General features: G+C 69.5%; 17 protein-coding genes and 2 pseudogenes. 5 read left to right on the top strand and 14 right to left on the bottom strand.

Features of this window, described 5'->3' with window-relative positions:
• Positions 1-14: 14 nt before the first annotated feature.
• From OG741_RS04930 to OG741_RS04915, 4 genes are all read right to left on the bottom strand, one after another.
• On the bottom strand, positions 15-920 hold the full coding sequence (locus tag OG741_RS04930) for a universal stress protein (protein ID WP_405595489.1): 906 nt from the start codon (positions 918-920) through the stop codon (positions 15-17).
• A gap of 215 nt (positions 921-1,135) precedes the next feature.
• On the bottom strand, positions 1,136-1,852 hold the full coding sequence (locus tag OG741_RS04925; protein ID WP_405595487.1) for a CBS domain-containing protein: 717 nt from the start codon (positions 1,850-1,852) through the stop codon (positions 1,136-1,138).
• On the bottom strand, positions 1,849-3,177 hold the full coding sequence (locus OG741_RS04920; RefSeq protein ID WP_405595485.1) for a nicotinate phosphoribosyltransferase: 1,329 nt from the start codon (positions 3,175-3,177) through the stop codon (positions 1,849-1,851). Before OG741_RS04920 ends, OG741_RS04925 begins: the two co-directional genes overlap by 4 nt.
• Positions 3,170-3,796, bottom strand: a complete 627-nt coding sequence (locus tag OG741_RS04915; RefSeq protein ID WP_405595483.1) for a CBS domain-containing protein — start codon at positions 3,794-3,796, stop codon at positions 3,170-3,172. Before OG741_RS04915 ends, OG741_RS04920 begins: the two co-directional genes overlap by 8 nt.
• A 233-nt stretch (positions 3,797-4,029) precedes the next feature.
• Here OG741_RS04915 and OG741_RS04910 point away from each other — a divergent pair, with 233 nt between their 5' ends.
• From OG741_RS04910 to OG741_RS04900, 3 genes are all read left to right on the top strand, one after another.
• Positions 4,030-4,929 carry a universal stress protein gene (locus OG741_RS04910; protein ID WP_405595481.1) on the top strand — a complete coding sequence of 300 codons (900 nt, stop codon included), beginning with the start codon at positions 4,030-4,032 and terminating at the stop codon, positions 4,927-4,929.
• An 8-nt stretch (positions 4,930-4,937) separates the two neighbouring features.
• Complete coding sequence (locus tag OG741_RS04905; protein WP_405595480.1) at positions 4,938-5,798, top strand: universal stress protein; 861 nt, start codon at positions 4,938-4,940, stop codon at positions 5,796-5,798.
• A 69-nt stretch (positions 5,799-5,867) separates the two neighbouring features.
• The gene (locus OG741_RS04900; protein ID WP_405595477.1) at positions 5,868-8,489 is read left to right on the top strand and encodes a cation-translocating P-type ATPase; all 2,622 of its coding nucleotides are present in this window, start codon (positions 5,868-5,870) and stop codon (positions 8,487-8,489) included.
• Positions 8,490-8,708: 219 nt separating this feature from the next.
• Here the strand turns inward: OG741_RS04900 and OG741_RS04895 are convergent, their stop codons facing one another.
• From OG741_RS04895 to OG741_RS04880, 4 genes are all read right to left on the bottom strand, one after another.
• Positions 8,709-9,356, bottom strand: coding sequence for a CBS domain-containing protein (locus OG741_RS04895; RefSeq protein WP_405595474.1), 648 nt, complete (start codon positions 9,354-9,356; stop codon positions 8,709-8,711).
• 21 nt (positions 9,357-9,377) lie between these two features.
• On the bottom strand, positions 9,378-9,842 hold the full coding sequence (locus tag OG741_RS04890) for a cyclic nucleotide-binding domain-containing protein (protein WP_405595472.1): 465 nt from the start codon (positions 9,840-9,842) through the stop codon (positions 9,378-9,380).
• Between the two features lie 61 nt (positions 9,843-9,903).
• A complete protein-coding gene (locus OG741_RS04885; RefSeq protein ID WP_405595470.1) occupies positions 9,904-10,518 on the bottom strand; it encodes a flavodoxin domain-containing protein in 615 nt (204 codons plus the stop codon).
• 15 nt (positions 10,519-10,533) lie between these two features.
• Positions 10,534-11,253, bottom strand: a complete 720-nt coding sequence (locus OG741_RS04880) for a CBS domain-containing protein (protein WP_405595468.1) — start codon at positions 11,251-11,253, stop codon at positions 10,534-10,536.
• A gap of 439 nt (positions 11,254-11,692) precedes the next feature.
• Here OG741_RS04880 and OG741_RS04875 point away from each other — a divergent pair, with 439 nt between their 5' ends.
• Together OG741_RS04875 and OG741_RS04870 are read left to right on the top strand one after the other, a co-directional pair.
• On the top strand, positions 11,693-12,451 hold the full coding sequence (locus OG741_RS04875) for an ABC transporter ATP-binding protein (protein WP_405595466.1): 759 nt from the start codon (positions 11,693-11,695) through the stop codon (positions 12,449-12,451).
• Between the two features lie 4 nt (positions 12,452-12,455).
• Entirely contained in the window at positions 12,456-15,392 is a 2,937-nt protein-coding gene (locus OG741_RS04870; RefSeq protein ID WP_405595464.1) for an ABC transporter permease, read from the top strand.
• Between the two features lie 159 nt (positions 15,393-15,551).
• On the opposite strand, the gene OG741_RS04865 is transcribed toward OG741_RS04870, so the two are convergent.
• The 6 genes and pseudogenes from OG741_RS04865 to OG741_RS04840 all read right to left on the bottom strand — a co-directional run bounded on the left by OG741_RS04865 (position 15,552) and on the right by OG741_RS04840 (position 21,280).
• On the bottom strand, positions 15,552-15,743 hold the full coding sequence (locus OG741_RS04865) for a hypothetical protein (protein ID WP_405595462.1): 192 nt from the start codon (positions 15,741-15,743) through the stop codon (positions 15,552-15,554).
• 138 nt (positions 15,744-15,881) lie between these two features.
• Positions 15,882-17,377: pseudogene (locus tag OG741_RS04860) on the bottom strand (ISL3 family transposase).
• A gap of 882 nt (positions 17,378-18,259) precedes the next feature.
• The gene (locus tag OG741_RS04855) at positions 18,260-18,859 is read right to left on the bottom strand and encodes an SMI1/KNR4 family protein (protein WP_405595460.1); all 600 of its coding nucleotides are present in this window, start codon (positions 18,857-18,859) and stop codon (positions 18,260-18,262) included.
• Positions 18,860-19,182: 323 nt separating this feature from the next.
• On the bottom strand, positions 19,183-19,977 hold the full coding sequence (locus tag OG741_RS04850) for an AMP-binding protein (protein WP_405595458.1): 795 nt from the start codon (positions 19,975-19,977) through the stop codon (positions 19,183-19,185).
• Positions 19,978-20,196: 219 nt separating this feature from the next.
• A pseudogene (locus tag OG741_RS04845) lies at positions 20,197-20,534 on the bottom strand (hypothetical protein); the annotation flags it as partial.
• A gap of 71 nt (positions 20,535-20,605) precedes the next feature.
• On the bottom strand, positions 20,606-21,280 hold the full coding sequence (locus tag OG741_RS04840; RefSeq protein ID WP_405595456.1) for a CBS domain-containing protein: 675 nt from the start codon (positions 21,278-21,280) through the stop codon (positions 20,606-20,608).
• Between the last annotated feature and the right edge of the window lie 94 nt (positions 21,281-21,374).

Here is a 21,374-nt window from a genome sequence, read left to right as displayed (position 1 = left end):
CCTGCCGAGAGGGGTCAGTCGTGGGCGACGACGGCGACAGGTGCGGCGCTGTGGTGCATCACCGCGTGGGCGACGGGGCCGATGTGCCCACCCAGTGGAGCCCGGCGGAGGCGCCGGCCGACGACCACCAGGTCGGCGTCGGCCGCCGAGTACACCAACTGCTGCCCAGGCGAACCGATGAGAGCCCGCTCGACAACCTGCACCGACGGGAACTTCTGCCGCCATGGCAGCAGCATGTCGCTCAGGGCCCGCTCGAATTGACGGCCCACTTCCAGCTGGATGCCGGGGTCGAGTATCGGTGCGTAGCTGAACACGAGGGGGAGCGTCCAGCCGTGTACGGCGCGGAGAGTGCAGCCACGGCGTGCGGCCTCGTCGAAGGCGAAGGCCAGGAGCTTGTCGCAGGACTGGTAGACGTCCAGGCCGACGACCACGTCGCGGTGCGGGGACGCGGTGTCCGGCTGCTCGGCGTCGCCGGATCCGGCCCGGGGCTCCTTGTCCTGGTGTTTGGGTGCCCGTACCAGCACGACCGGCTGCTCGGTGGCACTGACCGTGGCCATGCCGACCGAGCCGATGAGGAAGCCCATGATGCTGCCGAGACCCCGTGAGCCGAGCACCAGCATCTCCGCGTCACCCGCCTCGACGGGCAGGGCGGCGGCGGGCCTTCCGGAGAGCCGTCGTGCAGTGATCTCCAGTCCGGGATGGCGTTGCCTCAGCTCGTCCGCGGCATCGGCCAGGACCTTGTCGGCCCACTGCTGCTGCACTTCGGGTCCGACCATGGGAATGGCCGCGGTCGTGGGCCACTCCTCCGCGTGAACGAGGTGCAGGGGCACTTCGCGCAGCAATGCCTCCTGGGCAGCCCAAGCGGCGGCGGCGCGGCTCTCGGGCGACCCGTCCAGGCCGACGGTCACATTGCGAGTCATGGTTCGGACCTCCTCAGGGCCGCGCGTGCGGCCACAGTTCCAGCGTCATGGTCCGGCGGCCGTGACAGGAGGGGCCAAGGGGCCCACGAAGGGGCCGACCGGCCCCGGCGCCCCGCGGGACCTCCCCTGATCACGGCCGGCCGACCGGATCCGCGCCACCCATGGGGCTGGCTGCTCCGGCAGGGCCGGTCGGCCCTGGGGGTGTCGTCCTGGGCTCACCAGGGCCACCCGTACTCCGCGCCTTCCGGTGGTGTGAGCCCGGAATCGTTGACACGTGACGACAGGCGGTCCACCACCGATACCACTCCGTCCAACCGCTGCGTGAGCTGCAGTACGACAGGGATCTGACTGTGCCGCTCCAGCTGCCCCTCCAGCGTGACCACCCCGTCGACGACATGGACCTCGATCACGTTCGGGGCCAGCCCGAGCGTGTCCGTGAGCACGTCTTCGACCACGTGGCGGCGGATTTCGGAGTCGGGGCGAAGGAACACCTGGAGAAGATCGCGCCGGGTGACGATGCCGACCAGGCGGTCTGCGGCGTCCACCACCGGAAGCCGTTCGACGCCGCGCCGTAGCATCGTCCGGGCGGCCTTGGCAACCGTGTCTTCGGCCTTGACGGTGATCGCGGGTGCGGACATCAGCAGGCCGGCGGTGAGGCCTTCCCGCTTGTCGTCCCGCGTGTCCGCAGCCGAGCCCGCGGTCCGGCCGTGCCGAGGTCCCTGTTGTTCCTCGTCCGCCCCGCCGGCTGACGCCTGACGGACGAGAAGGTCGCTTTCGGAGACGACCCCGAGCACTCTGCCGTCGTCGTCGAGGACGGGCAGCCCCGTGATGTCGTGCTCGGCGAGCAGTTTGGCGACATCCTTGAACGGCGTGGCAGGCATCACCGAGATGACCTCGCCCACCATCACGTTTCCGACCTTGCTGAGTTTCATGTCCGTATCTCCTCCTCGATACGGTGACGCACGGCCGCGGTCAGGGCCGCCAGCCGCTCGGATGTGACCGGACGGAGTGATTCGGGGCCGTGGATACGCCGTGCCGAGGCCGGGAGAGCGGCGAGATCGGCGTCGAACCGCGCGCGGGCGTCCGACAGGCTGTCCGGCCTCCCCGTCCTGCTGCCCCCGCGCATGACCGTGCGGAGCAGAGGTTCCGCGCCGGGTGGCATGTCCTCGCTCCACACGCCGATCACGTCGGCGAGGCCGGACCGGCGGAAGACCTGCTTCGGCGCAGGGGCCGTGACCTTCGCGGAGGAGAGCTTCATGACCGGCCGCCCGTCGTACTCCACCAGTTTGTACGCCGCGTCGAGGTAGGGCGCGTCCGCGGCCACGCCGACGCGGGTACCCACCGCATACACGTCGATCGGGGCGCCGGCCCGCACGAGCTTGTCCACTGCGTACTCGTCGAGGCCACCGCTGGCGATGATGCGGACGTCCGTGAGCCCCGCGGCGTCGAGAATGTCCCGCGCCCTGCGCGCGAGAGCCCCGAGGTCACCGCTGTCGAGGCGAATGGCGCAGCCGGGACCGAGCCCGAGCTCCTTGAGTACCCGCGCCGCGATCGCGACTCCGCCATCGGTGTCGTACGTGTCGACGAGGAAGGTCACCGGTCCTGGATGGGCACGTGCGAATGCCCCGAACGCCTCCTCCTCGCCCGGGAAGGCCTCGATGTACGAGTGAGCCATGGTGCCCGAAGCGGGTATACCGAGGCTCGTGGCCGCGGCGACATTGCTGGTGCCCGCGAAGCCGACCAGTGCGCCCAGCCTGGCGGCATGGAATCCCGCCTGCGGCCCGTGCGTACGACGCAGTGAGAAGTCCACCAGGGGCCGCCCAGCGGCGGCAATGACACAGCGGGCCGCCTTGGAGGCGACCGCTGTCTGATGGCACAGCTGAGTGAGCAGGTAGGTCTCGACGAGCTGGGCCTGCGGCAGTGGCGCGGTCACTTCCAGCAGCGGCTCTCCGGCGAACACCAGCCGCCCCTCGGGGACAGCACGCACCTCGCCGTCGAATCCCAGGCCGAGCAGCGGCTCAAGGTCCGCGGCCGGCCGGTGCAGGGCCTCGGCGAATTCCTCCACGTCGTGCGGACCGACGCGGAAACGGGACAGGTAGTCGAGCGAAGGCTCCAGGCCGGCCGCCACAAGGAACCCGCGGTCGGGCGGCAAGTCCCGCACGAACAGACTGAAAGTGGCCGGAGCACGCATCCCCTCCCGCAGGTAGGACATGGCCATCGTCACTTCGTACAGATCGGTCGTGGTCACCTCAGACATGGCGGTCGCCGCCCTTCACAGCCGCGGAGTCGTCCACGTCGTAGGCGAGCCGGTCGATCACATCCACTACCCCGTCGACGCTCTCGCACAGCCGCAGGGTGATGGGGATGAGGCTCTTGCGCGCCACCCTGCCGGTGAGCGTGACTCTGCCGTCGGTGACCTCGACCGTCAGCGCAGAGGGCGGCAGCCCAAGGGTGTGGGTGACGACGTCCTCGAGGATTTCCTCCTGGATCGCCCGGTCCCGCCGCAGGAAGAGCTGCAGGAGGTCGCTGCGGCTGATCACACCGACCAGACGGCCCGACTCGTCGACGACGGGCAGCCGTTTGATCCTTTTCTTCTCCATGACCCTGGCTGCACGGACCACGCTCCACCCCGGCTGCGCGACGATCGCCGGACTGGACATCAGTTCCTCGGCCACGCTGGATGTGTCTCTCGATGTCTGTTTGCGTAGCAGGTCGGCCTCGGAGACGACTCCGACGGGCCGCTCCTTGTCGTCGATCACCGGTACGGCGGTGATGCCGTATTCGTCGAGGAGGCGGGCGATCTCTTTGAAGGCGGTGCCCCGCTGCACGCTCACGGCCGTGGGGGACATCAGGTCCGCGACACTCCGGTGCCTCATGGCGCGCCAGTCCTTTCCATCACGTGCCGGATCAGGCCGTCCTGAATGCCAGCGTGGAACGAATCCCGCCCGCGTGCACAGGGCCGAGAGGTCCTCGGAGCGGACCGAATGGATCAGCTTCGGCCGGAGAGGGACCTTCGGCCCAGTCGGGGGCCCCTGTGGCCCTCACCACGCCCATCTCGTGGTGACACCGTGAGGGCGTGATCCCCGATGAAACTCGGCAAGGAGTAGACATGGGCAGCAGCACTGCGGCCGAACCGGAGCTCGGGATGGTCGTCGTGGGCGTGGACGGTTCGGCGAATGCGGCGACGGCTGCCGACTGGGCCGCGGCCGAAGCCGACCGGCGAGGAAGGCCGCTGCGCCTCCTCTATGCCGCCGACACCTACCGGAGAGCTCTGTACGCCTCGGTCGAGACCGTCGAGCGCGTGCGCCAGCGCGGGCGCGACGTGCTCAAGGAGACGGCGGACCGGCTGGCGGAGCAGTACCCCGAACTGCAGATCAACAAGGAACTGAGCCCACGGGAGCCAACCGTCAGCCTGCTCGACGCTGCAGGCAGTGACGGCACGATCGTCGTGGGGAACCGCGGCTACGGAGGCTTCGCCGCGTTGCTGCTCGGCTCCGTCGGGCTCCGCGTGGCGGCGGGTGCGACGGTCCCCGTCGTGGTGGTCAGGGGCGGAGCACAAGGGGCGGGGGCCGGTGTGGTGGTGGCCGCCGTCCGCGACGAGGACGACCTCGACTGCGTCCGGCGCGCGGCGCGCGCCGCGGAACTCCGCAAGGCGTCGCTGCGTCTGCTGAGCGTCTGGCAAGTGCTGCGGTACGTGGGCACGGTGGCCACCATGCTGGACGACGTCGACGAGATCGCCCAGCAGCACCTGCACCGTGTTTCCACGGTGGCCGACCGGATCCGGGATGAATTCCCCGAGCTCACCGTGACCGCGGACGTGGAAGAGGGCGCGTCCGTCGCCGGGACCCTCGTGGAGGCATCACGTCAGGCCGACCTGCTCGTCATGGGCGGCCGACGGCCGCCCGATGCATTCGGCCCCACGCTGGGACGGGTGACGCATGCGGTTCTCCACCATGCCGAATGCCCCGTGGAGCTCATTCCGCGCGAGAGCAAGCGACAGCGACACTAGGAGGAGAAGTGACAGACCTCGCAGACCGCCGCGAGATGATCGTCGGCGTCGACCCGCAGCACCAAGCCCGCCCCGCACTTGCCTGGGCCGCCGACGAGGCCCACCGCCGACAGCTTGCGCTTCGGCTGCTGCTGGCCGTGCCGCCGTCGCACGACACACGCCACGCCGATTCCACCGCGCACCACATCGAGCTGCGGCGTCGAGGAGCCGAGGCACTCACGTCCGCTGCCTCCTGGATACGGGAGCGGCACGGGAAGCTTGAGGTGATCACGGACCTGCTCGACGGGGTTCCCGCCCCGGCGCTATGCCGCCACTCGGCACAGGCCCGGATGGTGGTCCTCGGCTCTCGTCGGCTCGGCCGGGCGGAGGAGTTCTTCAGCGCGAGTTCGGTGGTGGTGCCTGTCAGCGCACAGGCGAACTGTCCGGTCGTCGTCGTGGGAGAGCCCGAGCATGTGACGCAGCAGCCGCCCTACCTGGTGGTCGGCGTCGACGGCAGCCAGGCTTCGCGCGCTGCCGTCGCCCAGGCCTTCGAGGAAGCAAGCCTGCGGGGGGCCGGCCTGCGTGCCCTCTGGGTGTGGTCGCCCCCGGTGGTCTCGTTCACGGACGAGGCGGAGGCGGTGCAGGAGCGCCGACGGCTGCTCTCGGAAACAACGGCGGGCTGGTCGGAGAAGTACCCGGATGTGGCCCTGACGCACGAGGTGGTCCGCGGGCATCCGGTCGAGGAGCTTGCCCGCGCCTCCGAGCACGCACTGGCCGTCGTGGTCGGCCGCAGGGGCCGAGGCGGACACACCGGCATGCGGCTGGGATCGGTCGTCCACGGCCTGCTGCACCGGGCGCTCAGCCCGGTGATCACGGTTCCCACGCCGTGAACCGCGCCTCGCGATGCCACGACCTGATCCGCTTCATACCAGCCCCGTCGCCGTCGATCGGAGCACCACGTGACCTCGCACCCCGTCCGCACCCCGCAGTCCACCGACGAGCGCCGTCGAGGGCTCACGGAAGAGGATGCGGCACGCCGCCTCGCCGAATACGGCCGCAACGAGGTGGCCACCCGGAGAACCGTGCGCCTGCATACGCGCGTTGTGGCGCAGCTCCGGGATCCGCTGATCATGGTCCTCCTCGGGGCCGTGGCACTGACCGTCGCGATCGGAGACCACGCCGACTCCGTCGTCATCGCCCTCGTGATCGTCGTGAACACCACGGTGGGAGTGATCCAGGAGGTCAGAGCCGACAACGCGGTTGCCGCACTCTCCGCCATGTCAGCCCCGAACGCACGTGTCCTGCGCGGCGGTTGCGAGCGGGAGGTGCCCGCGGCCGAAGTGGTCCCCGGCGATGTGCTGGCACTCGGTGAAGGGGACATCGTTCCCGCCGACGCGCTCCTCACGCAGGCATCGGCGCTGCTCCTCGACGAATCCATGCTGACCGGTGAATCCGTACCCGTGGACAAGGACCTGCGCTCCGGACGGCCGGGGGCCGCGACGCTGAGCGCGGGCACCGTCGTGGTCCGGGGCAGGGGCATCGCCACGGTGACAGCCACCGGGGCCGCCAGCGCGCTGGGCCGCATCGCCGCGTTGCTGGAAGGGCGACTCGAGGCGACACCTCTGCAGCGGCGGCTGGCCGCACTGGGACGGGTTCTCGCCGTGGCCACCCTGGCACTGTGCCTCTTGGTGTTCGCCCTGGGACTGATCCGTGGCCTGGCGCCAGGCACCATGGCAGTGACCGCGATCAGTCTCGCCGTCGCCGCCGTACCCGAGTCGCTCCCGGCCGTCGTCACGCTGGCACTTGCCCTGGGCGCTCGGCGCATGGCCGCACGCCACGCCGTCGTACGACGCCTCCCCGCCGTGGAGACGCTCGGATCGGTGACCGTACTCGCGACGGACAAGACCGGCACTCTCACCGAAGGCCGCATGGTCGTCGAACGCGTATGGACACCTGAAGGCGCCGTCGATTTCACAGGCGCCGGGTATGAGCCGTTCGGCGACGTTCGCGTCGACGGCCGGGCAGCGGAGCCCGCCGAACTCGGCCCCGTACAAAAGCTGTTGACCACCGCAGCGCTGTGCAACGACGCCGCGCTGCGCCCACCGGACGAACCGTCCGACGGCACCGGCAGCCGCTGGACTGCCCTCGGCGACCCCACCGAAGCCGCGCTCCTCACGGCCGCGGCCAAAGCGCACTGCGAGGAACCGAGCACGCTTCACCAGACCTACCCGAGGACCGACGAAGCGCCCTTCGACAGCCTACGCAAGCGCATGAGCACGCTCCACGGAACGCCGACGGGGCAATTGATGGTGTGTCTGAAGGGTGCTCCGGAAGCAGTCCTCGACCCCGCTGTGCTCGACGAGTCCGCGCAGCTCCTCGATCGGGCCCAGGACGAGGCAGCGCTGCTCGCCGCGCAGGGATACCGGGTGCTGGCCGTGGCCTGCGGCGAGCGGACCGAGGCTCCGACGCGGGCAGCGGACGCCGAATCGGGGCTGCGGCTGCTCGGCCTGGCGGCGATCAACGATCCTCCCAAGCCGGCTGCGGCCGCCACGCTGGCCGCGTGCCGGGCTGCGGGCATCACCCCCGTGCTCATCACCGGTGACCATCCCGCCACCGCATGGGCCATCGCCACGCGCGTCGGTCTGCTGTCCCCCGACAGCGAGCCGGGCGAGGTCGTCACAGGTCAGTCGCTGGCGGCGGGAACCGTGGACGACCTCACGGCGGTCAGGGTGTTCGCCCGCACGGACCCGCAGCAGAAGCTGGACATCGTCGAAGCCTGGCGCGACCGCGGGGACGTGACGGCGATGACCGGTGACGGCGTCAACGACGGACCCGCACTACGACAGGCTGACATCGGCGTCGCCATGGGGCGGCGAGGCACCGAGGTGGCGAGACAGTCGGCCGATCTGGTGCTCACCGACGACGAGTTGTCCACCGTGGTCGCGGCGGTCGAGGAGGGGCGCCGCGTGTACGACAACATCCGGCGCTTCCTCGTCTACGGACTCGCCGGGGGCACCGCAGAGATCCTGGTGATGCTGTTGGGCCCGCTGCTCGGATTGTCACTGCCGCTGCGTGCGGGTCAGATCCTGTGGATCAATCTCCTCACCCATGGCCTGACCGGTGTGGCGATGGGGGCGGAGCCAGTGTCCCCGCGCGCCATGCACCGGCCCCCGCGCCCGCCGCAACAGCACGTGCTGGGGCACGGCCTGTGGCAACGGGTGCTCTTCCTCGCAGCTGTGGTCACCATGGCAAGCCTCGCTGCAGGCCTCTCGGCCCGTGCCGTGGACGCAGCCTGGCAGAGTGTGCTGTTCCTGTCCCTGCTGGCCGCACAGCTCGGGGTCGTCATGGGGCTGCGGGACCGCCTTCTCACACGGGAGAACCTCTTCCTGCCGGCGGCGGTGCTCGCCTCGGCCGGTCTCGCGATGGCGGCTCTGTACGTACCGTTCCTGCGATCTGTACTTGAGACCCAGCCACTTGGCGGGACGGAGGTCGCCGTGGCCGCCGCCGTGGGCTTGGCCGGATTCGCCGCCGCCCGCCTCAGCAGGCAGCCGTGGCTGCGCCGATTGGTCGTCAAGCAGTAAGGGAGGGGTGGGGCCGAGCGGCACCGAAGGTGGGGCTGTTCGGCCCTGGCAGCAGCCCACCCCCCCCGTGTTTCCATGGAATTGACGGAAAGGGCCCCTGAGGAGGACGTGGAGAAGCGGCTCGTGGCCGTGCACCACGCAATCAGGATCCGCGAGAAGCGGGTGGGCCCTTTTCGCCTTGACGTGCCGTGCCGGGGCCGAGGTGATCGTGCCCACGCCTCAGGGCGCTGGGGGTGCCTGGTTGTTGAGGCTCAGGCGGACGTCCACGACGCCTTCGACCGCGCGGGCGGCCCGGGCAAGCAGGGAGACCAGCGCCCGGTCCCGGAGGTTGCCGTGGAGGGTGACCACGCCGTCGGTGACGGAGACTTCCACGTGTGCCGTGGGTGGCTGGTGCTCGATGACGGTACGACGGATCTCGTCGGCGATGGTCTCGTCCGGCCTGAGGAACACCTTCAGCAGGTCGCTGCGACTGACGACACCTTCGAGCAGGCCGACACCGTCGACCACGGGCAGGCGCTTGACCCGACGGCGCGCCATGATCCGTGCGGCCTCGGCGACCGTGGCGCTCGCGTGAACAGTGACGGCCGGGCTCGACATCAGCTCCTCTGCCGAGACCGCCCTCGCCTTCGCCAAGTCGGACAGCGGCCGGTCTGCCTGTGCGGGGTCGTCGAGGCGGTACTCCTCCTTGGGGAGCAGATCCGCCTCCGAGACCACGCCGATCACACGGCCCTCGCCCTCCAGCACCGGCAAGGCACTGACCTTCCACTGCTCCATCAGCTCCACGATCTCCTTATAGGTCGCACGGCGCCCCACCGCGACTGCGGTGTGCGTCATGACATCGCTCACTGTGTGCGGGGAATCGGGCATGGCGGGCCTCTCGGACGTCGGTCACAGAGTCATGCCGCTGCCGTGCGGCGCGTACAGATCGAGCAGCCGGATACGGGCGGCATGCAGCCGATGAGCGAGCACCCTCCCGACCCAGTTTCCGATCGCGGAGCCGAAGGCAGGGTCGGCATCCATCATCATCCGCACCGTTGACGCGTCGAACTCCTGGGCGCGTACGGGTGTCATGGCCTCGGCGCCGAACTGCCACACATGCGGTGGGAACAGCCAGGACCAGCCCACGAGTTCACCGAAGCCCAAGTTCTCGATCACCGCCGGGCGCCGTCCCGGAACTTTGATGTCGAGAGCGACAGTGCCGGACTGGACGATCCAGAACCGGTCGGCGCGGCGGCCTTCTTCGAAGATGCGGGTTCCCTCAGGGAATCTGACGTCCCGGGTGATGCCCAGCAGCCGGGCACGGTGCTCGGGGGAGAGAACGGCGGTCATACGGATGGGGGAGGGGGTGCTCATTGCTGGGCCTCCGTTTCGAGCGCGCGGCTTCTTCGGTGATGACTGGTGAGCCTTCCGGGCCTCACTCGCCGGTTGTCCTGCGGGGCCGCTGTCTGTGCTCAGCGTCAGTCATCCGATCGGCGCCGGGGAAGGGCCGGCCGGCCCTGTCTGCGGCTCCAACAGGGCCAGCTCTGCCCCGCTTCGGTATCGCGGTCAGGCAGGCGGCGATGCTTTCGGCCCACAGGGCAATCCGTTTGAAGTCGCGGCAGTCGTCGCCGTCCTCCTCCAGGATCGCCCGGGCGATGCGTCCTCGCGCTCCGTCCGTCGGCCGTCCGCCGAACGTGACGTGCTCCAGCGCTCCCAGTCGACGCTCGACCTGGCGGACGCCGCGCACAGCAGGGATGTCCCGTTCCAGTGCCGACGGGTCGAGGGGGCCACTGCTGAACAGCCACAGCGGCCGTCCGGCCAGAGCATGGCGGTGGCGCCGGGCGAAGCGCCGTGCATCCCGGTGCCAGCGCCCCATGCGGAGCGCGCCTCCGAGTACGACGGCCTCGTACGGGCGGATGTCACACACCTGGGCGGCAGGCCGGGCGTCGGCCTTCACTCCTTCGTCGCGCAGGATGGAGGCGATGAACTGGGCGATCTCCGCCGTCGAGCCCTTCTTGCTGCCGTAAGCGACGAGCACGGTGCGAGTCATCGTGATCACTTCTCTTTACAGTGTGCGCCTCCGGCCGCTGTTGCCGTAGAACTCTTCCTCGGACAGCCCACTGCGCGAGTCGGTGACGCTGAACGTCAGCTCGTCGACGACCGCGATCACACCGTCGATCTGGCGGGTCATCCGCAGCGCGACGGGTACGTCGCTGCGCCGTGGCAGCTGCCCTGTCAGGGTCACGACGCCGTCACGCACGTCGACCCGGACAGTCTCGGGCGGGAGCCATAGCGCGCGCACCAGAACCTCGTGGATCACTTCACGGCGGATCTCGGCGTCGGGCCGCAGGAAGACCTGGAGCAGGTCGCGTCGCGTGACGATGCCGACGAGGCGGTCCTCCTCGTCCACGACCGGAAGTCGTTCGATGCGGTGCTCGGCCATGATGCGGGCGGCAGCTGCGATCGATTGGTCGGCATGGACGGTGACGGCCGGGTGGGTCATCAGCTGCCCGGCGTTGCGAGCCTGTGCCTTGGACTCCCGGACGCGTGCCCTGCGGGTGAGTGAGGACCAATTGAAGCGGCCAGGAGTGTCTTCCTCTCCGGACTGGTGGACCATGAGATCGGTCGTGGAGATCACCCCGATGACCTTCTCGTCGTCGTCGACAACGGGAAGGCCGCTGATCCGGTGCTGCGACAGCAGCCGGGCGATCTCCTCGAAGGGGGTGTCGTAGGCGGCCTTGACGACTTCACTCGTCATCGTGGATCCGACGTTGTCGTGCTTCATCGTCCAGTCCTCCTTCAGCGGAGAGGGCCCCGGCGAATTACCTGCGCGGGACGACGCGTCCAGAGTCCGGCGAACGGACGACGGATCACAGGGCTGCAAGGGGCAAGAAGGGGGCCGGACAGCCCCCTCCTCGCCGTCCCGCAGGCCGTACCTCCGTGCTGTTCCACCGGCCGCCACGTCGTCACCTCGTACTGTCTTGTTGAGCCCACCGGAGCACCGGCGGCGCCCCGGTGCCCCTCCAGGCCACGAGGCCCGATCGCACAGCGCCTGAACCGTGCGGCGCACCGACGACTGAGTTCAGGCGGGATGGGAGTGTCGGGGTGCTCGGGCCCCAGCACGTCGAGGGCCGGACCTCGTGAGGCACTGGCGCGCGCTCCGCCACGCAGTGGGGCCTTTCGGCCCGGGGCTCGGGCCATGTGGCACATACATGATCGCGCCCATGTCGGCTTCGCTGGGATACATGGGCGACCACCAGCCACTTCTCATAGCCTCCGGAGTGCAGAAGATCTACCGGACGGGCTCCGTGGCGGTGACCGCCCTGCTTGACCTGGACCTTGTCGTTTTCCCGGGCGAGCTGGTCGGCGTCATGGGGCCCTCTGGGTCCGGGAAGACCACCCTGCTGAACTGTCTGTCCGGTCTGGACGACATCGACGGCGGGCGGGTGGAGGTCGATGGCCACGACCTGTTCGCCATGTCGGACGCCGCGCGCACCGAGCACCGGGCCCACACGATGGGCTTTGTCTTCCAGGCGTTCAACCTGATTCCGGTCTTTTCCGCGGTGGAGAACGTCGAACTCCCGCTCCTGCTTGTCGGCACCCGGCCACGGGAGGCCCGGCGCCGGGCGCTGGCCATGCTCGACCGGGTCGGCCTCGGCCACCGGGTCCATCACCGGCCGAGCGAGATGTCGGGCGGCGAACAGCAGCGGGTGACCATCGCCCGCGCGCTGGCCGGCCGCCCGGCCATCGTGTGGGCGGACGAACCCACCGGCAATCTGGACAGCGCGATGGCCATCCAGGTCATGGACCTGCTGTGCGAACTGAACCAGGACGAAGGCCAGACGATCGTCCTGGTCACCCACGACAGCGCCATCGGGGACCGTGTCCCCCGGCTGATCCGTATGCGTGACGGACGACTGGTCGACGACGTCCGCCAGCGCGTGCCCGTTCCCGGTGCAATGCCCAACATCCCCACGGGCTGACCTCATGTACCCGAACCTGTTGGCCCCGCTGCTCATCGCCCTGGCGATCGCAATCGCAGCGCTCCTGCTGGTCGCCGTCCGGCAGCCGGTGTCCCGCCGTCTGGCCTTCCGCCAGCTCGCCCGCCGCAGGACAGAGGCGGCGCTCGTGATCAGCGGTTCGGTGCTCGGGACGGCCATCATCGTCGGCGCGCTGGTCGTCGGCGACACCTTGAACTTCTCGGTACGCCAGGAGGCGTACCGGACCCTCGGGCCGGTCGACGAGCGCGTCGTCGCACCCGCCGGTCCGTCCGGGCACAACGTCGCGGAACGGCTCAGCGAACTCGCCGGAAATCCTGACATCGACGGAGTGCTGAACGCCCAGGCCACACAGGCGGCAGCGGTCAGCCACCCCGGCGGCCGGCCGATCGCCGAACCGCGGGCGCTGGCGTGGCAGATGGACTTCGCCGAGGCGTCCCGCTTCGGCCGCGCGGGTGGCGACTCGGGACTCGGCGGCGCGAACCCGAAACCGGGCCACGTCGTGGTCAACGAGCCGCTGGCCCGGTCACTGCGGGTGGGAGCCGGGCAGCAGGTCACGTTCTACCTGTTCGGGACACCGCAGACGTTCCGCGTCGACCGCGTTGTGCCGGAGCAGGGCCTGGCGGGTGTGGGACTGGGCGGCAGACTCAACCGCGACGCATTCCTGCCTCCGGGCACGCTCGAGTCCGCTGCCCGGGCCACCGGGGCGGAACCGCGCTCGGTCACATTCGTGTCCAACCGCGGCGGCGTCGAGGGAGGCGACGCGCTGACCGAAGGAGTGACTGCGGACATCCGCAGGACTCTGGGTCTGGTCGCCGAGCAGGCCGCCATCGAGACGCCGAAACACACCGTACTGCGGGAGGCCAAGGTTACCGGGGACAGCCTCGGCGCGCTGTTCCTCATGATCGGCAGCTTCAGCATCATCGCGGGAGCCCTGCTGCTGGTGAACATCTTCGTCATGCTGGGCGAAGAGCGGAAATCCCAACTCGGCATGCTGCGTGCGGTGGGCATGAAGCGCTCGCGCCTGGTCGGGTCCTTCACTCTCGAAGGGGCTGCCTACGCGCTGCTGTCCGCTCTGCCGGGCGTCGCCATCGGTGTCGCGGTCGGCTGGGGAGTCGCCGTCGTGGCCGCGCAGATCTTCCGCGGCTGGGCGGTCGGCGGAAGCAGCCTGCAGATCGTCTTCGCCGTCACCCCCACCAGCATCCTCAACGGGATGGCCATGGGCCTGCTCATCGCGTTCGTGGCGATTCTCGTGACGACGGTGCGGATCAGCCGCTTCAACATCATCGCAGCCATCCGGGATCTCCCGCCGGCAAGCGGACGCAAGCCGCGCCGCAGGCTGCTCGTCATCTCCAGCACGCTTGCGCTGCTGTGCGCATTCGCCGCCGTTCCCGCCCTGGCGCGCAGCCAGGCCGAACAGACCTACCTCATGCCGGCGCTCGCCATCGCCTTCGCCACCCCGGCCATGCTGCGCGTCATGCCCGGACGCACCGCCATCACAGTGGCGGCGGGCGCCGTACTCGCCTGGACCCTGCTGGCGCCCGTCGTCCGCCCCCGTATTTTCGACACACCCTCGATGGCCGTCTACGTCATCCAGGGCAGCCTGGCCGCGTTCTCCGCGGTGTTGCTGGTCAGCGAGAACCAGAAGGGGGTGCTGCGCCCGGTGCGGCGGCTGCTGGAGCGACCCTCGGAGTCCGGCCTGGCCGCGCGGCTCGCGGTCGCCTACCCCCTCGCCAAGCGGTTCCGCACCGGAGCGACGCTGGTGATGTACACGCTGATCGTTCTCGTTCTCGTGCTGCTGACCGAGATCTCGGGCATCCTCAACGCGAGCGTGAACAATGTCGTCTCCGACGCCACCGCCGGATACTCCCTGCGGCTGGACTTCAATGCCCAGGTCGCACGTGATCGTCTTCCGACGGACCTGCGTAGCGGCCCGTCGGCCGGCCAGATCTCCGCCGTCACGCCGCTGCTCAATGCCACCGGCCGCGCCACCGATCCCGGGCATCGCACCAGCTCGCCCCTGGACACCGCGGTCGTCGGGGTGCCCGACGGCGCGATCACAGGCATCGCCTTCGGCGACCGGCTGCCCGGCCTGCGCGACGACGCTGCGGTCTGGCGCGCGCTCGCCTCCCATCCGCAGTACGTCGTGCTCGACGCGTTCTTCGGCAGCACCGGCGGCCCCAGCGGCGACTACTACGACGCCGGTGACACGCTCGCCCTGACCGACCCGCGCACCGGCAGGACCGAACAGAAGACCATTGCCGGAGTCCTTAAGAACGGCATGGTCTTCTACCCGGGCACCGGCGCCAGTTCGACGGTGTATCCCGTCGTGATCGGCGAGACCGGCATGCGCGACCTCTTCGGCACGGAGGCCCAGAACGCCTCCGCACTCGTCAGAACCCGGCCCGGTGTGTCCCCCGACATCCTGGCGACCCAGTTGCAGGGCGAGCAGTTGTCGTCCAGCGTGGTCGCCACGCCGATCGCCTCCGATGTGCGCCGCCAGTTCGACTCCAGTACCGCCTTCTTCCGCCTCATGCAGGGCTTTCTCGCTCTGGGACTCCTTGTGGGCGTCACCGGCCTCGGGGTGGTCATGGTCCGGGCCGTCCGAGAACGGCGTCGCACCATCGGAATCCTGCGGGCACTCGGCTTCAGGGCCCGGACCGTCCAGCGGGCCTTCCTGTGGGAGAGCGCCTTCATCGCCGTGGAGGGCATCGTTCTGGGCTCGCTGCTCGGGGTGCTCACCACGTGGCTGATGTATCGCAACAGTTCCGCGTTCGCGGGCCTCGAGGGAGGATTCCCCATCGAATGGGCCAGCATCAGCGTGCTCGCGGCAGCGACCTTCGCCGCATCCCTCCTGGCCACGATCGGGCCGGCTCGCCGCGCCGCCGCCATCCGCCCGGCTCTCGCCGTCCGCATCGCCGAATGAAAGCGGTTCCCGCGTCACGAGGGGCAACAGGGGCGGCGGGATCCCGGCGGATCCCGCCGCCCCTGTTGGCCGCTCGATGCGGACTCAGTGCGTCAGTTCATGCCGCGTTCGGCCGCCCGCCGGACCAGATCGTGCGGGCGGGAGGTGCCGTACCGACCCTTAAAGCCCTTGGGAGAGGAGGAGTTCGTGCGCCAGCCGCGCGCCGCGGGCTGCCTGCTTCTCCATGTCAGTGTCCTCTGAGGGGATGTCCTCCAGTCCTTCGGCCAGTGCTCTGACGGCCTGTGCCAGGACCTGCACCTGGGACTCCAGGGTGCGCAGCCCGCACGCGTCTGCGGCCCGGCTACCTGCCATGGGCGGGCACTGTGGTAGGCCGCCCGGTCTGCTGCCAACTTCCTCCCGGCACTGCTGACGCCCCGCAACAGCAGCACCCACATGGGGTCTGTCAAACGAAGGGCCCTGTCTCACATTCGGTGGTGGCGGAGGGTGACGCTATCCGAGGAGGATGCGGTGGCGGGGGAGCGGGAAGCCTGCCCGGCCGTACATCTGCCGCGCGATCAGCTTGGTCTTGGTGTTGACGCCCTCGGTGGGTCCGTTGCTGTGCGGGAGGGTGAGAGCGGCGATCACAGCGTCACGGTCTCGCTCCAGCCCTCGGGTGAAGGCGTGCAGGTGCGGCAGATCAGCCGCGCGGACCTGGGCGATCCAGAACTCGAGCGTGTCGGCATTTCCTGGGTGTGGCTTCAGGAGCTGGGCGAAGGTCCGGATGTGGGCGGCCAGCTGTGTCACCTCGGGGCAGGCGGCGGTGAGCCAGGCGAGGAGGCCGTGATGCTCTGACGTGAGGTTGTCGGGCCTGGTGAGCAGCATCCGGGCGAGCCTGCGCGCGGAGATGTGGCAGCGGTCGGCGTCCGCGCGGCCTTGGTTGATGTACTTGTGAAGCAGGTTGACGCAGCCCGCGAAGCCGAGGGCTTTGATCTCTTCGAAGAGGTGCAGGACGGGGACGGCGGGGTCTTCGGCCCGGCCTTTTTACAGGTGCTCGCGGTAGGGATCGACAAGGCTGGCCCGGTACTTGGGGACGCGGAACATCCGCTCAGGTCGGTCGGCGCGGGCGTAGCGCTTGACGGTGTTCAGGGACAGTTGCAGGCAGCGGGCACATTCGAGCAAGCCCACGCCCGCCTCAAGGAGGTCGTGGACCTGGTGCCAGCGCTCCAGGGTGGTCTGGGCGCGGGGCCCGTCGTACAGGGGTGCGTCCAGCACGGTGGCCCAGCAGCCGCTGTGCGCCTTGACCTCGCTCAGGGCGCCTTCGCACAGGTTGTGCCACAAATGCCATCGATCAGCGACCTGTGTTGCCTTGGGCAGGGCGCGGCGGATGGCCTCGGCGTAGGTGGCCGAGCCGTCGCGGCACACGATCTCGACGCCCGGATGGGTCCGCAGCCACGATTCCAGGGTGTCGGCCGTGCGGTCGGGCAGTACGTCGATCCGCTCATGGGTCTCGGCGTCGATCACCACGGTGGCATCGCGGTGCCGCCGGCGCAGAGCGAAATCGTCGACGCCTATCACGCGAGGCACCCGCCCGACGGCCAACGGGATGCGCAACAGGGCGCGCAGGGCAGTGTGACGCGACAAGCCCACCGCGGGTATCGCAAGCAAACGTGCCCCCGCCGCTGGTATCGCTCCAGCACGCCAGGCACCTGCTCGCGGAAGGTGTGACGGCAGCCGCGCGTGGGACACACCAGGCGCCGCGCCCGCACACGGACCACCACCCGCCGCCCGTCCACCGGTACGTCGGGCACGGTCCGCAGGTGAAAGCCGTGCACACGATCGGACGGCGCCCCGCAACCCGGACACGGCACCGGTTCCTCCGGCGTCCGTGCCCGCACCAGAATCCGCTCGGCCTCGTCGGTCACATCCTCGATGGCCAGCGGCGATAGACCCGAGAACACCACATCTACAAGCTCGTTGACATCACGCACGCCATGCCAACGACCCATCACAACCCTCCGTCACCACCGAATGTGAGACAGGGCCGAACGATTTACAGTCCCGACGGAACCTCCGGTCGACGCGTCGGTGACCTCGCGGAAGACTATGAAGGTCCGCAGAATCTGTCCGTCGGCCGTGTAGAAGGCCAGGATCCGCGTGGTCGGCGAGCCGCCCGGCGCGGTGTGGGCCGTGATCTCGCGACGTGGGTGGTTCGCGCAGAAAACGCGGCCTTCGCTCCGGGCAACAACAGTGGCAACAACGGTGGCGGCAACCGTGGCAACAACCGTGGCAACAAGTGTGGCGCTGCTCGGGAACGCGCTGGCGCATCACTGCTGGTCAGGGAGTGTGCGGTGTGTGGTGAGTGGGGCGACTTCCCTCGTTTGCTGCCTTTCTGTACCCGGATGTTGGTGGTTGATGGGTGTGGTGCTGGGGTGGTGGCGGTCTCGGTCTTGTGTCCGTGCTGCGCTGGCTTGGTGGTGGGTGCGTCGGCTGGGGGCCGTCGCGGTGGCGGGGTGGGGGAGCGTGTGCTCCCGTGCGTCGTGCGCATCCGCGAGACACAGCCGCACGAGATCCTGCACTGGCTGCACGTGGACAACGACGACTGAGCCTGGGTCCCCCTCACGCGCCGCGAGCCCGGAATCGCCTGCGGGCCGGTGCCGGGCGCCCCGCCGTCATGGACGGCCGCTTCACCGACTGCGGCCGCCCCCAGGGCTACGCCCAGTCGCGGCTCAACGAGCTGCGCGAGGTCGCCGAGTACGCCCGCGCCCGAGGCCTGCGCGTCGCCTCCGACCGCACGCGGACATCGACCCGGGCCGGGGTGGGACTGCGACGTCTTCTGCGGTCCCGGGAGATGCCACTGCGGCGTGCGGGCACTCGCGAAGCCAGCGAATTCAGAATCCATACCGACGGTTCAGTCCGTCCATGTTCCAGGCGATCTCCTGCCCGTCCTCCGGCTCACGCCATTCCAGGAAGCCGTCCTCGTCCGCGTACGGGTGCCAGGCGCCCCACAGACTCAGCGTCCCCTCCTCCAGGCCGGTGGCCACCGCGGTGAGGAGCGCGGTCATCGAGCCGAAGGCAGGGTCCGGGTCGAACTCACCGCCGCCGTCCTTCTCATGGACGCCGATGCGCCCGCGGATCTCGTCGTCAGCGGTGCTGATGACGAGGCTGTTCCCGCTCTCGTCGTACGCGAAAGGGATCCAGGCCGGGTTCCAGTACTCCGGCCGGTGCTCCCGCGCGCCGAGGTGGGCGGCGTACTCCCGGGCGATCAAAGGCGCTCCGCTGAGCCGGTGGAAGGCGGGCAGCACGAATTCGCCCGATCCGTCGTGGCGCGCGAGCGAGGTGCGCAACTCATCAGACACGGGGCGGCCGATGGCCGCTTCCGTCGCGGTCACCGCGGCCGGCAGAGCCGGGCCAGGCAGTGACGCGCGGGCGGCCGGGGCGTGCCGGTCCAGCCAGGTCTCGATGCGCTCCCAGGCGTCGTTGAGGGACATGCATGCATCCTGGTGACGGCGCTCCCGCCCCGCAAGACGCGGGGTGGGAGCGGTCGCTCACTTCCTCCTGAGCGTCTGCGACGGTACGAGCCGGGTGGTCGCTGTGCTGCGCACTCTCTGAGAACCCCGGGAAAGCGGTTCGCCCGGTCGACGTGCGAAGGACCCCGGGCGGACTCCGCTTCCCACACTGCCTTGTCGCTGGCCGGGACGCCGTGCACGCGGCCGCAATCTGCGCCGAACGAGGCACCGCCCGACGCTGCCCTGCGCTGATGTCGCTGCCGTTGACAGGGCCGGGCCGAACTGTCGGCCGCAAGCCGCTGCGGTCAGCGACCGCACACCCGGCTTGCTCGCCGATGCATGATCTGCCGTCCGCTCCGTTCCGCTCCTTCGCGATGCCACACTCTCGACCACCACCGCGACGCAGAGGGACTGTTCCGTTGACTGATGACCGCGAGGCCGTTGAGCAGTACGCGCTCGCCACGCCTCCGGCGAGGTCGGCGGGATGTGAAGGAGTCGGAGACTGAGGACATGAGCTCGTCGAAGGAGACCGTGCCGGGCAGCTCCTCGGCACCCGGCCCGACGATGAGTACCTTCTCGAGCCCGGGCAGCGAAGCCCGGCGCTCGGCCACCTTGCGCCGGTACAGGGCCGCGGTGGTGACCAGGACCCGGGCGTCGCCGAGACGCAGCCGCTGCTCCACCGGGTCAGGGCCGAACGCAGAGAAGAGCGGGCACAGCACGCTGGTGTTCTTCAGCGTGCCCAGCACCGCCGTGTAGAGCTCGGGACAGCGGCCGAGCAGGGTGAACACCCGGTCCCCATGGCCGACGCCGAGCGACCGCAAGACGTTCGCGAAGCGGGCCGTACGACGGGCCAACTCGGTGTAGGCGACAGTCGAGACGGAGTTGTCGCGGGCGATGCACCGAAGCGCGACCCTGTCCCGTGATGCGGAACCCGCGTGCCGGTCGACCGCCTCGTGCGCGATGTTCAGCCCGCCGCCGGGCAGCCCGGCCAGCGCAGTACGTGCCTGCGACCAAGTGAAATCGGAACGAGCCCGGTCGTAGTCGGCGAGATTCGGTGTGACACCCGGCGCGGTGTCCTTGTGGATCGTGTCCCAGTGCATGCGCGCTCCTCCCGATGCATGCCTCTGCCTCCAGAGTCAGGGAGCCTGGCCCGGGCCGCACTGCGACTGATCCTGATCGGGACTGGCCACCGACGAGGGGGCCGCAGCACGCTGCCGGCATTCATGGAGCCTGGGGCTGCCCGCTTCTCGCAGGCCCGAGGCGATCGCCTGGTCACCAGCCTTCTCGCCCGCGGCGACAGCAGGCGTCACATACGTCCTGGGTATCCCTGAAGCCTTGACGAGGAGTTCCGGGGTGTCCGCGCCCGGGCTGCGAAATTCTCCCAGGCCCAGGTAGACGTCGGGGGCGAAGCGACGGTTGAGAGCCAGTTCCCGCTCGCACGCCGCACGCCGAGCCGCCACGGTGGAGTAGTCCAGGAATTCCAGGTCCACGGGCATCTTGATCTTGTAGGCATGGTCGCGCCGACGAAGCAAACGACCGCCGTATGGGTTTCGCAGACCTCTGCTCGCGGGAGCGCCGCCTCTGCTCGCGGGAGCGCCGGTACATCGACGCCGGTGCCTGTCTGGTACACGGTTGCGTCGGTTCGGAGCGTGGACATCGTGATCCTCCCTGCGGTGGTCGCGAACAACATCTGGTCGACCACGGCGTGCGGGGCCACGTTCGGACGGCCTACGTGCCGCTGGTGGAACTCGCGGTGTCGTCGGTCCGGTACGCGATGCGTTCCGACACGGAAACCACGCCGTCCACACTCCGGCACAGCCGCACAATGATCGGGACCAGACTCCTGACATCGACGGACCCACCGAGCGTGACCTGCCCTTCGTGCACCTCTGCGGTCACCTCCGAAGGGCCGAGGCGCATGGTCGACTGCAGCACATCCCGGTTGATCTCATCGCGGATGGCGTCGTCGCGACGCAAGAAGACGCGCAGCAAGTCGCTGCGGCTGAGGATGCCTTGCAGCCTGTCCGCCGCGTCCACCACGGGCAGCCGCTTGACGTTCTGAACTGCCATGAGGCGAGCCGCCTCGACAACGGTCCACTCCGGACGCGCACAAACGGCCGGAGCCGACATCAGTTCTTCGGCGCAGGCTCCCTCGGCCTTGGCTCGCTCCCAGGCCTCCAGATGCGGCATCGGCACCCGACCCGACGGGTCGGACTGGCCGGACGACTTGCGCAGCAGGTCGGCCTCGGACACCACACCCATCGGGCGGTCCAATTCGTCCACGACGGGTACGGCGGTGACATCGTTCTCGGCAAGCAGCCTGACGATCTCCTTGAACGGCACGTCACGCCGTACCCGGACGACCTTCCAGGTCATGAGCTCTCCGACTGTTCGGTGGTGCATTCCGCCCTCCCTTCGGCGTCGTGACAACCAGTCACGGTCACAGATCAAGCCTGTCAGGGGCCGGGCGTCATCGGATGAGCCGTCCGGCCCCCAT

It is taken from the genome of Streptomyces sp. NBC_01410, from assembly GCF_045040195.1.
In the GTDB taxonomy this organism is placed as follows: domain Bacteria; phylum Actinomycetota; class Actinomycetes; order Streptomycetales; family Streptomycetaceae; genus Streptomyces.
Note: the sequence above shows the minus strand (reverse complement) of the source record. Positions and strands in the feature narration are given on the sequence as shown.

Bases quoted from the DNA above. Each gene is read 5' to 3' on its own strand.
- OG741_RS04895 (WP_405595474.1), bottom strand. From the start codon at position 9,356: ATGCCCGATTCCCCGCACACAGTGAGCGATGTCATGACGCACACCGCA.
- OG741_RS04865 (WP_405595462.1), bottom strand. From the start codon at position 15,743: ATGGCAGGTAGCCGGGCCGCAGACGCGTGCGGGCTGCGCACCCTGGAG.
- OG741_RS04930 (WP_405595489.1), bottom strand. From the start codon at position 920: ATGACTCGCAATGTGACCGTCGGCCTGGACGGGTCGCCCGAGAGCCGC.
- OG741_RS04915 (WP_405595483.1), bottom strand. From the start codon at position 3,796: ATGAGGCACCGGAGTGTCGCGGACCTGATGTCCCCCACGGCCGTGAGC.
- OG741_RS04910 (WP_405595481.1), top strand. From the start codon at position 4,030: ATGGGCAGCAGCACTGCGGCCGAACCGGAGCTCGGGATGGTCGTCGTG.
- OG741_RS04875 (WP_405595466.1), top strand. From the start codon at position 11,693: ATGTCGGCTTCGCTGGGATACATGGGCGACCACCAGCCACTTCTCATA.
- OG741_RS04850 (WP_405595458.1), bottom strand. From the start codon at position 19,977: ATGCACTGGGACACGATCCACAAGGACACCGCGCCGGGTGTCACACCG.
- OG741_RS04840 (WP_405595456.1), bottom strand. From the start codon at position 21,280: ATGCACCACCGAACAGTCGGAGAGCTCATGACCTGGAAGGTCGTCCGG.
- OG741_RS04855 (WP_405595460.1), bottom strand. From the start codon at position 18,859: ATGTCCCTCAACGACGCCTGGGAGCGCATCGAGACCTGGCTGGACCGG.
- OG741_RS04880 (WP_405595468.1), bottom strand. From the start codon at position 11,253: ATGAAGCACGACAACGTCGGATCCACGATGACGAGTGAAGTCGTCAAG.
- OG741_RS04925 (WP_405595487.1), bottom strand. From the start codon at position 1,852: ATGAAACTCAGCAAGGTCGGAAACGTGATGGTGGGCGAGGTCATCTCG.
- OG741_RS04870 (WP_405595464.1), top strand. From the start codon at position 12,456: ATGTACCCGAACCTGTTGGCCCCGCTGCTCATCGCCCTGGCGATCGCA.
- OG741_RS04920 (WP_405595485.1), bottom strand. From the start codon at position 3,177: ATGTCTGAGGTGACCACGACCGATCTGTACGAAGTGACGATGGCCATG.
- OG741_RS04885 (WP_405595470.1), bottom strand. From the start codon at position 10,518: ATGACTCGCACCGTGCTCGTCGCTTACGGCAGCAAGAAGGGCTCGACG.
- OG741_RS04890 (WP_405595472.1), bottom strand. From the start codon at position 9,842: ATGAGCACCCCCTCCCCCATCCGTATGACCGCCGTTCTCTCCCCCGAG.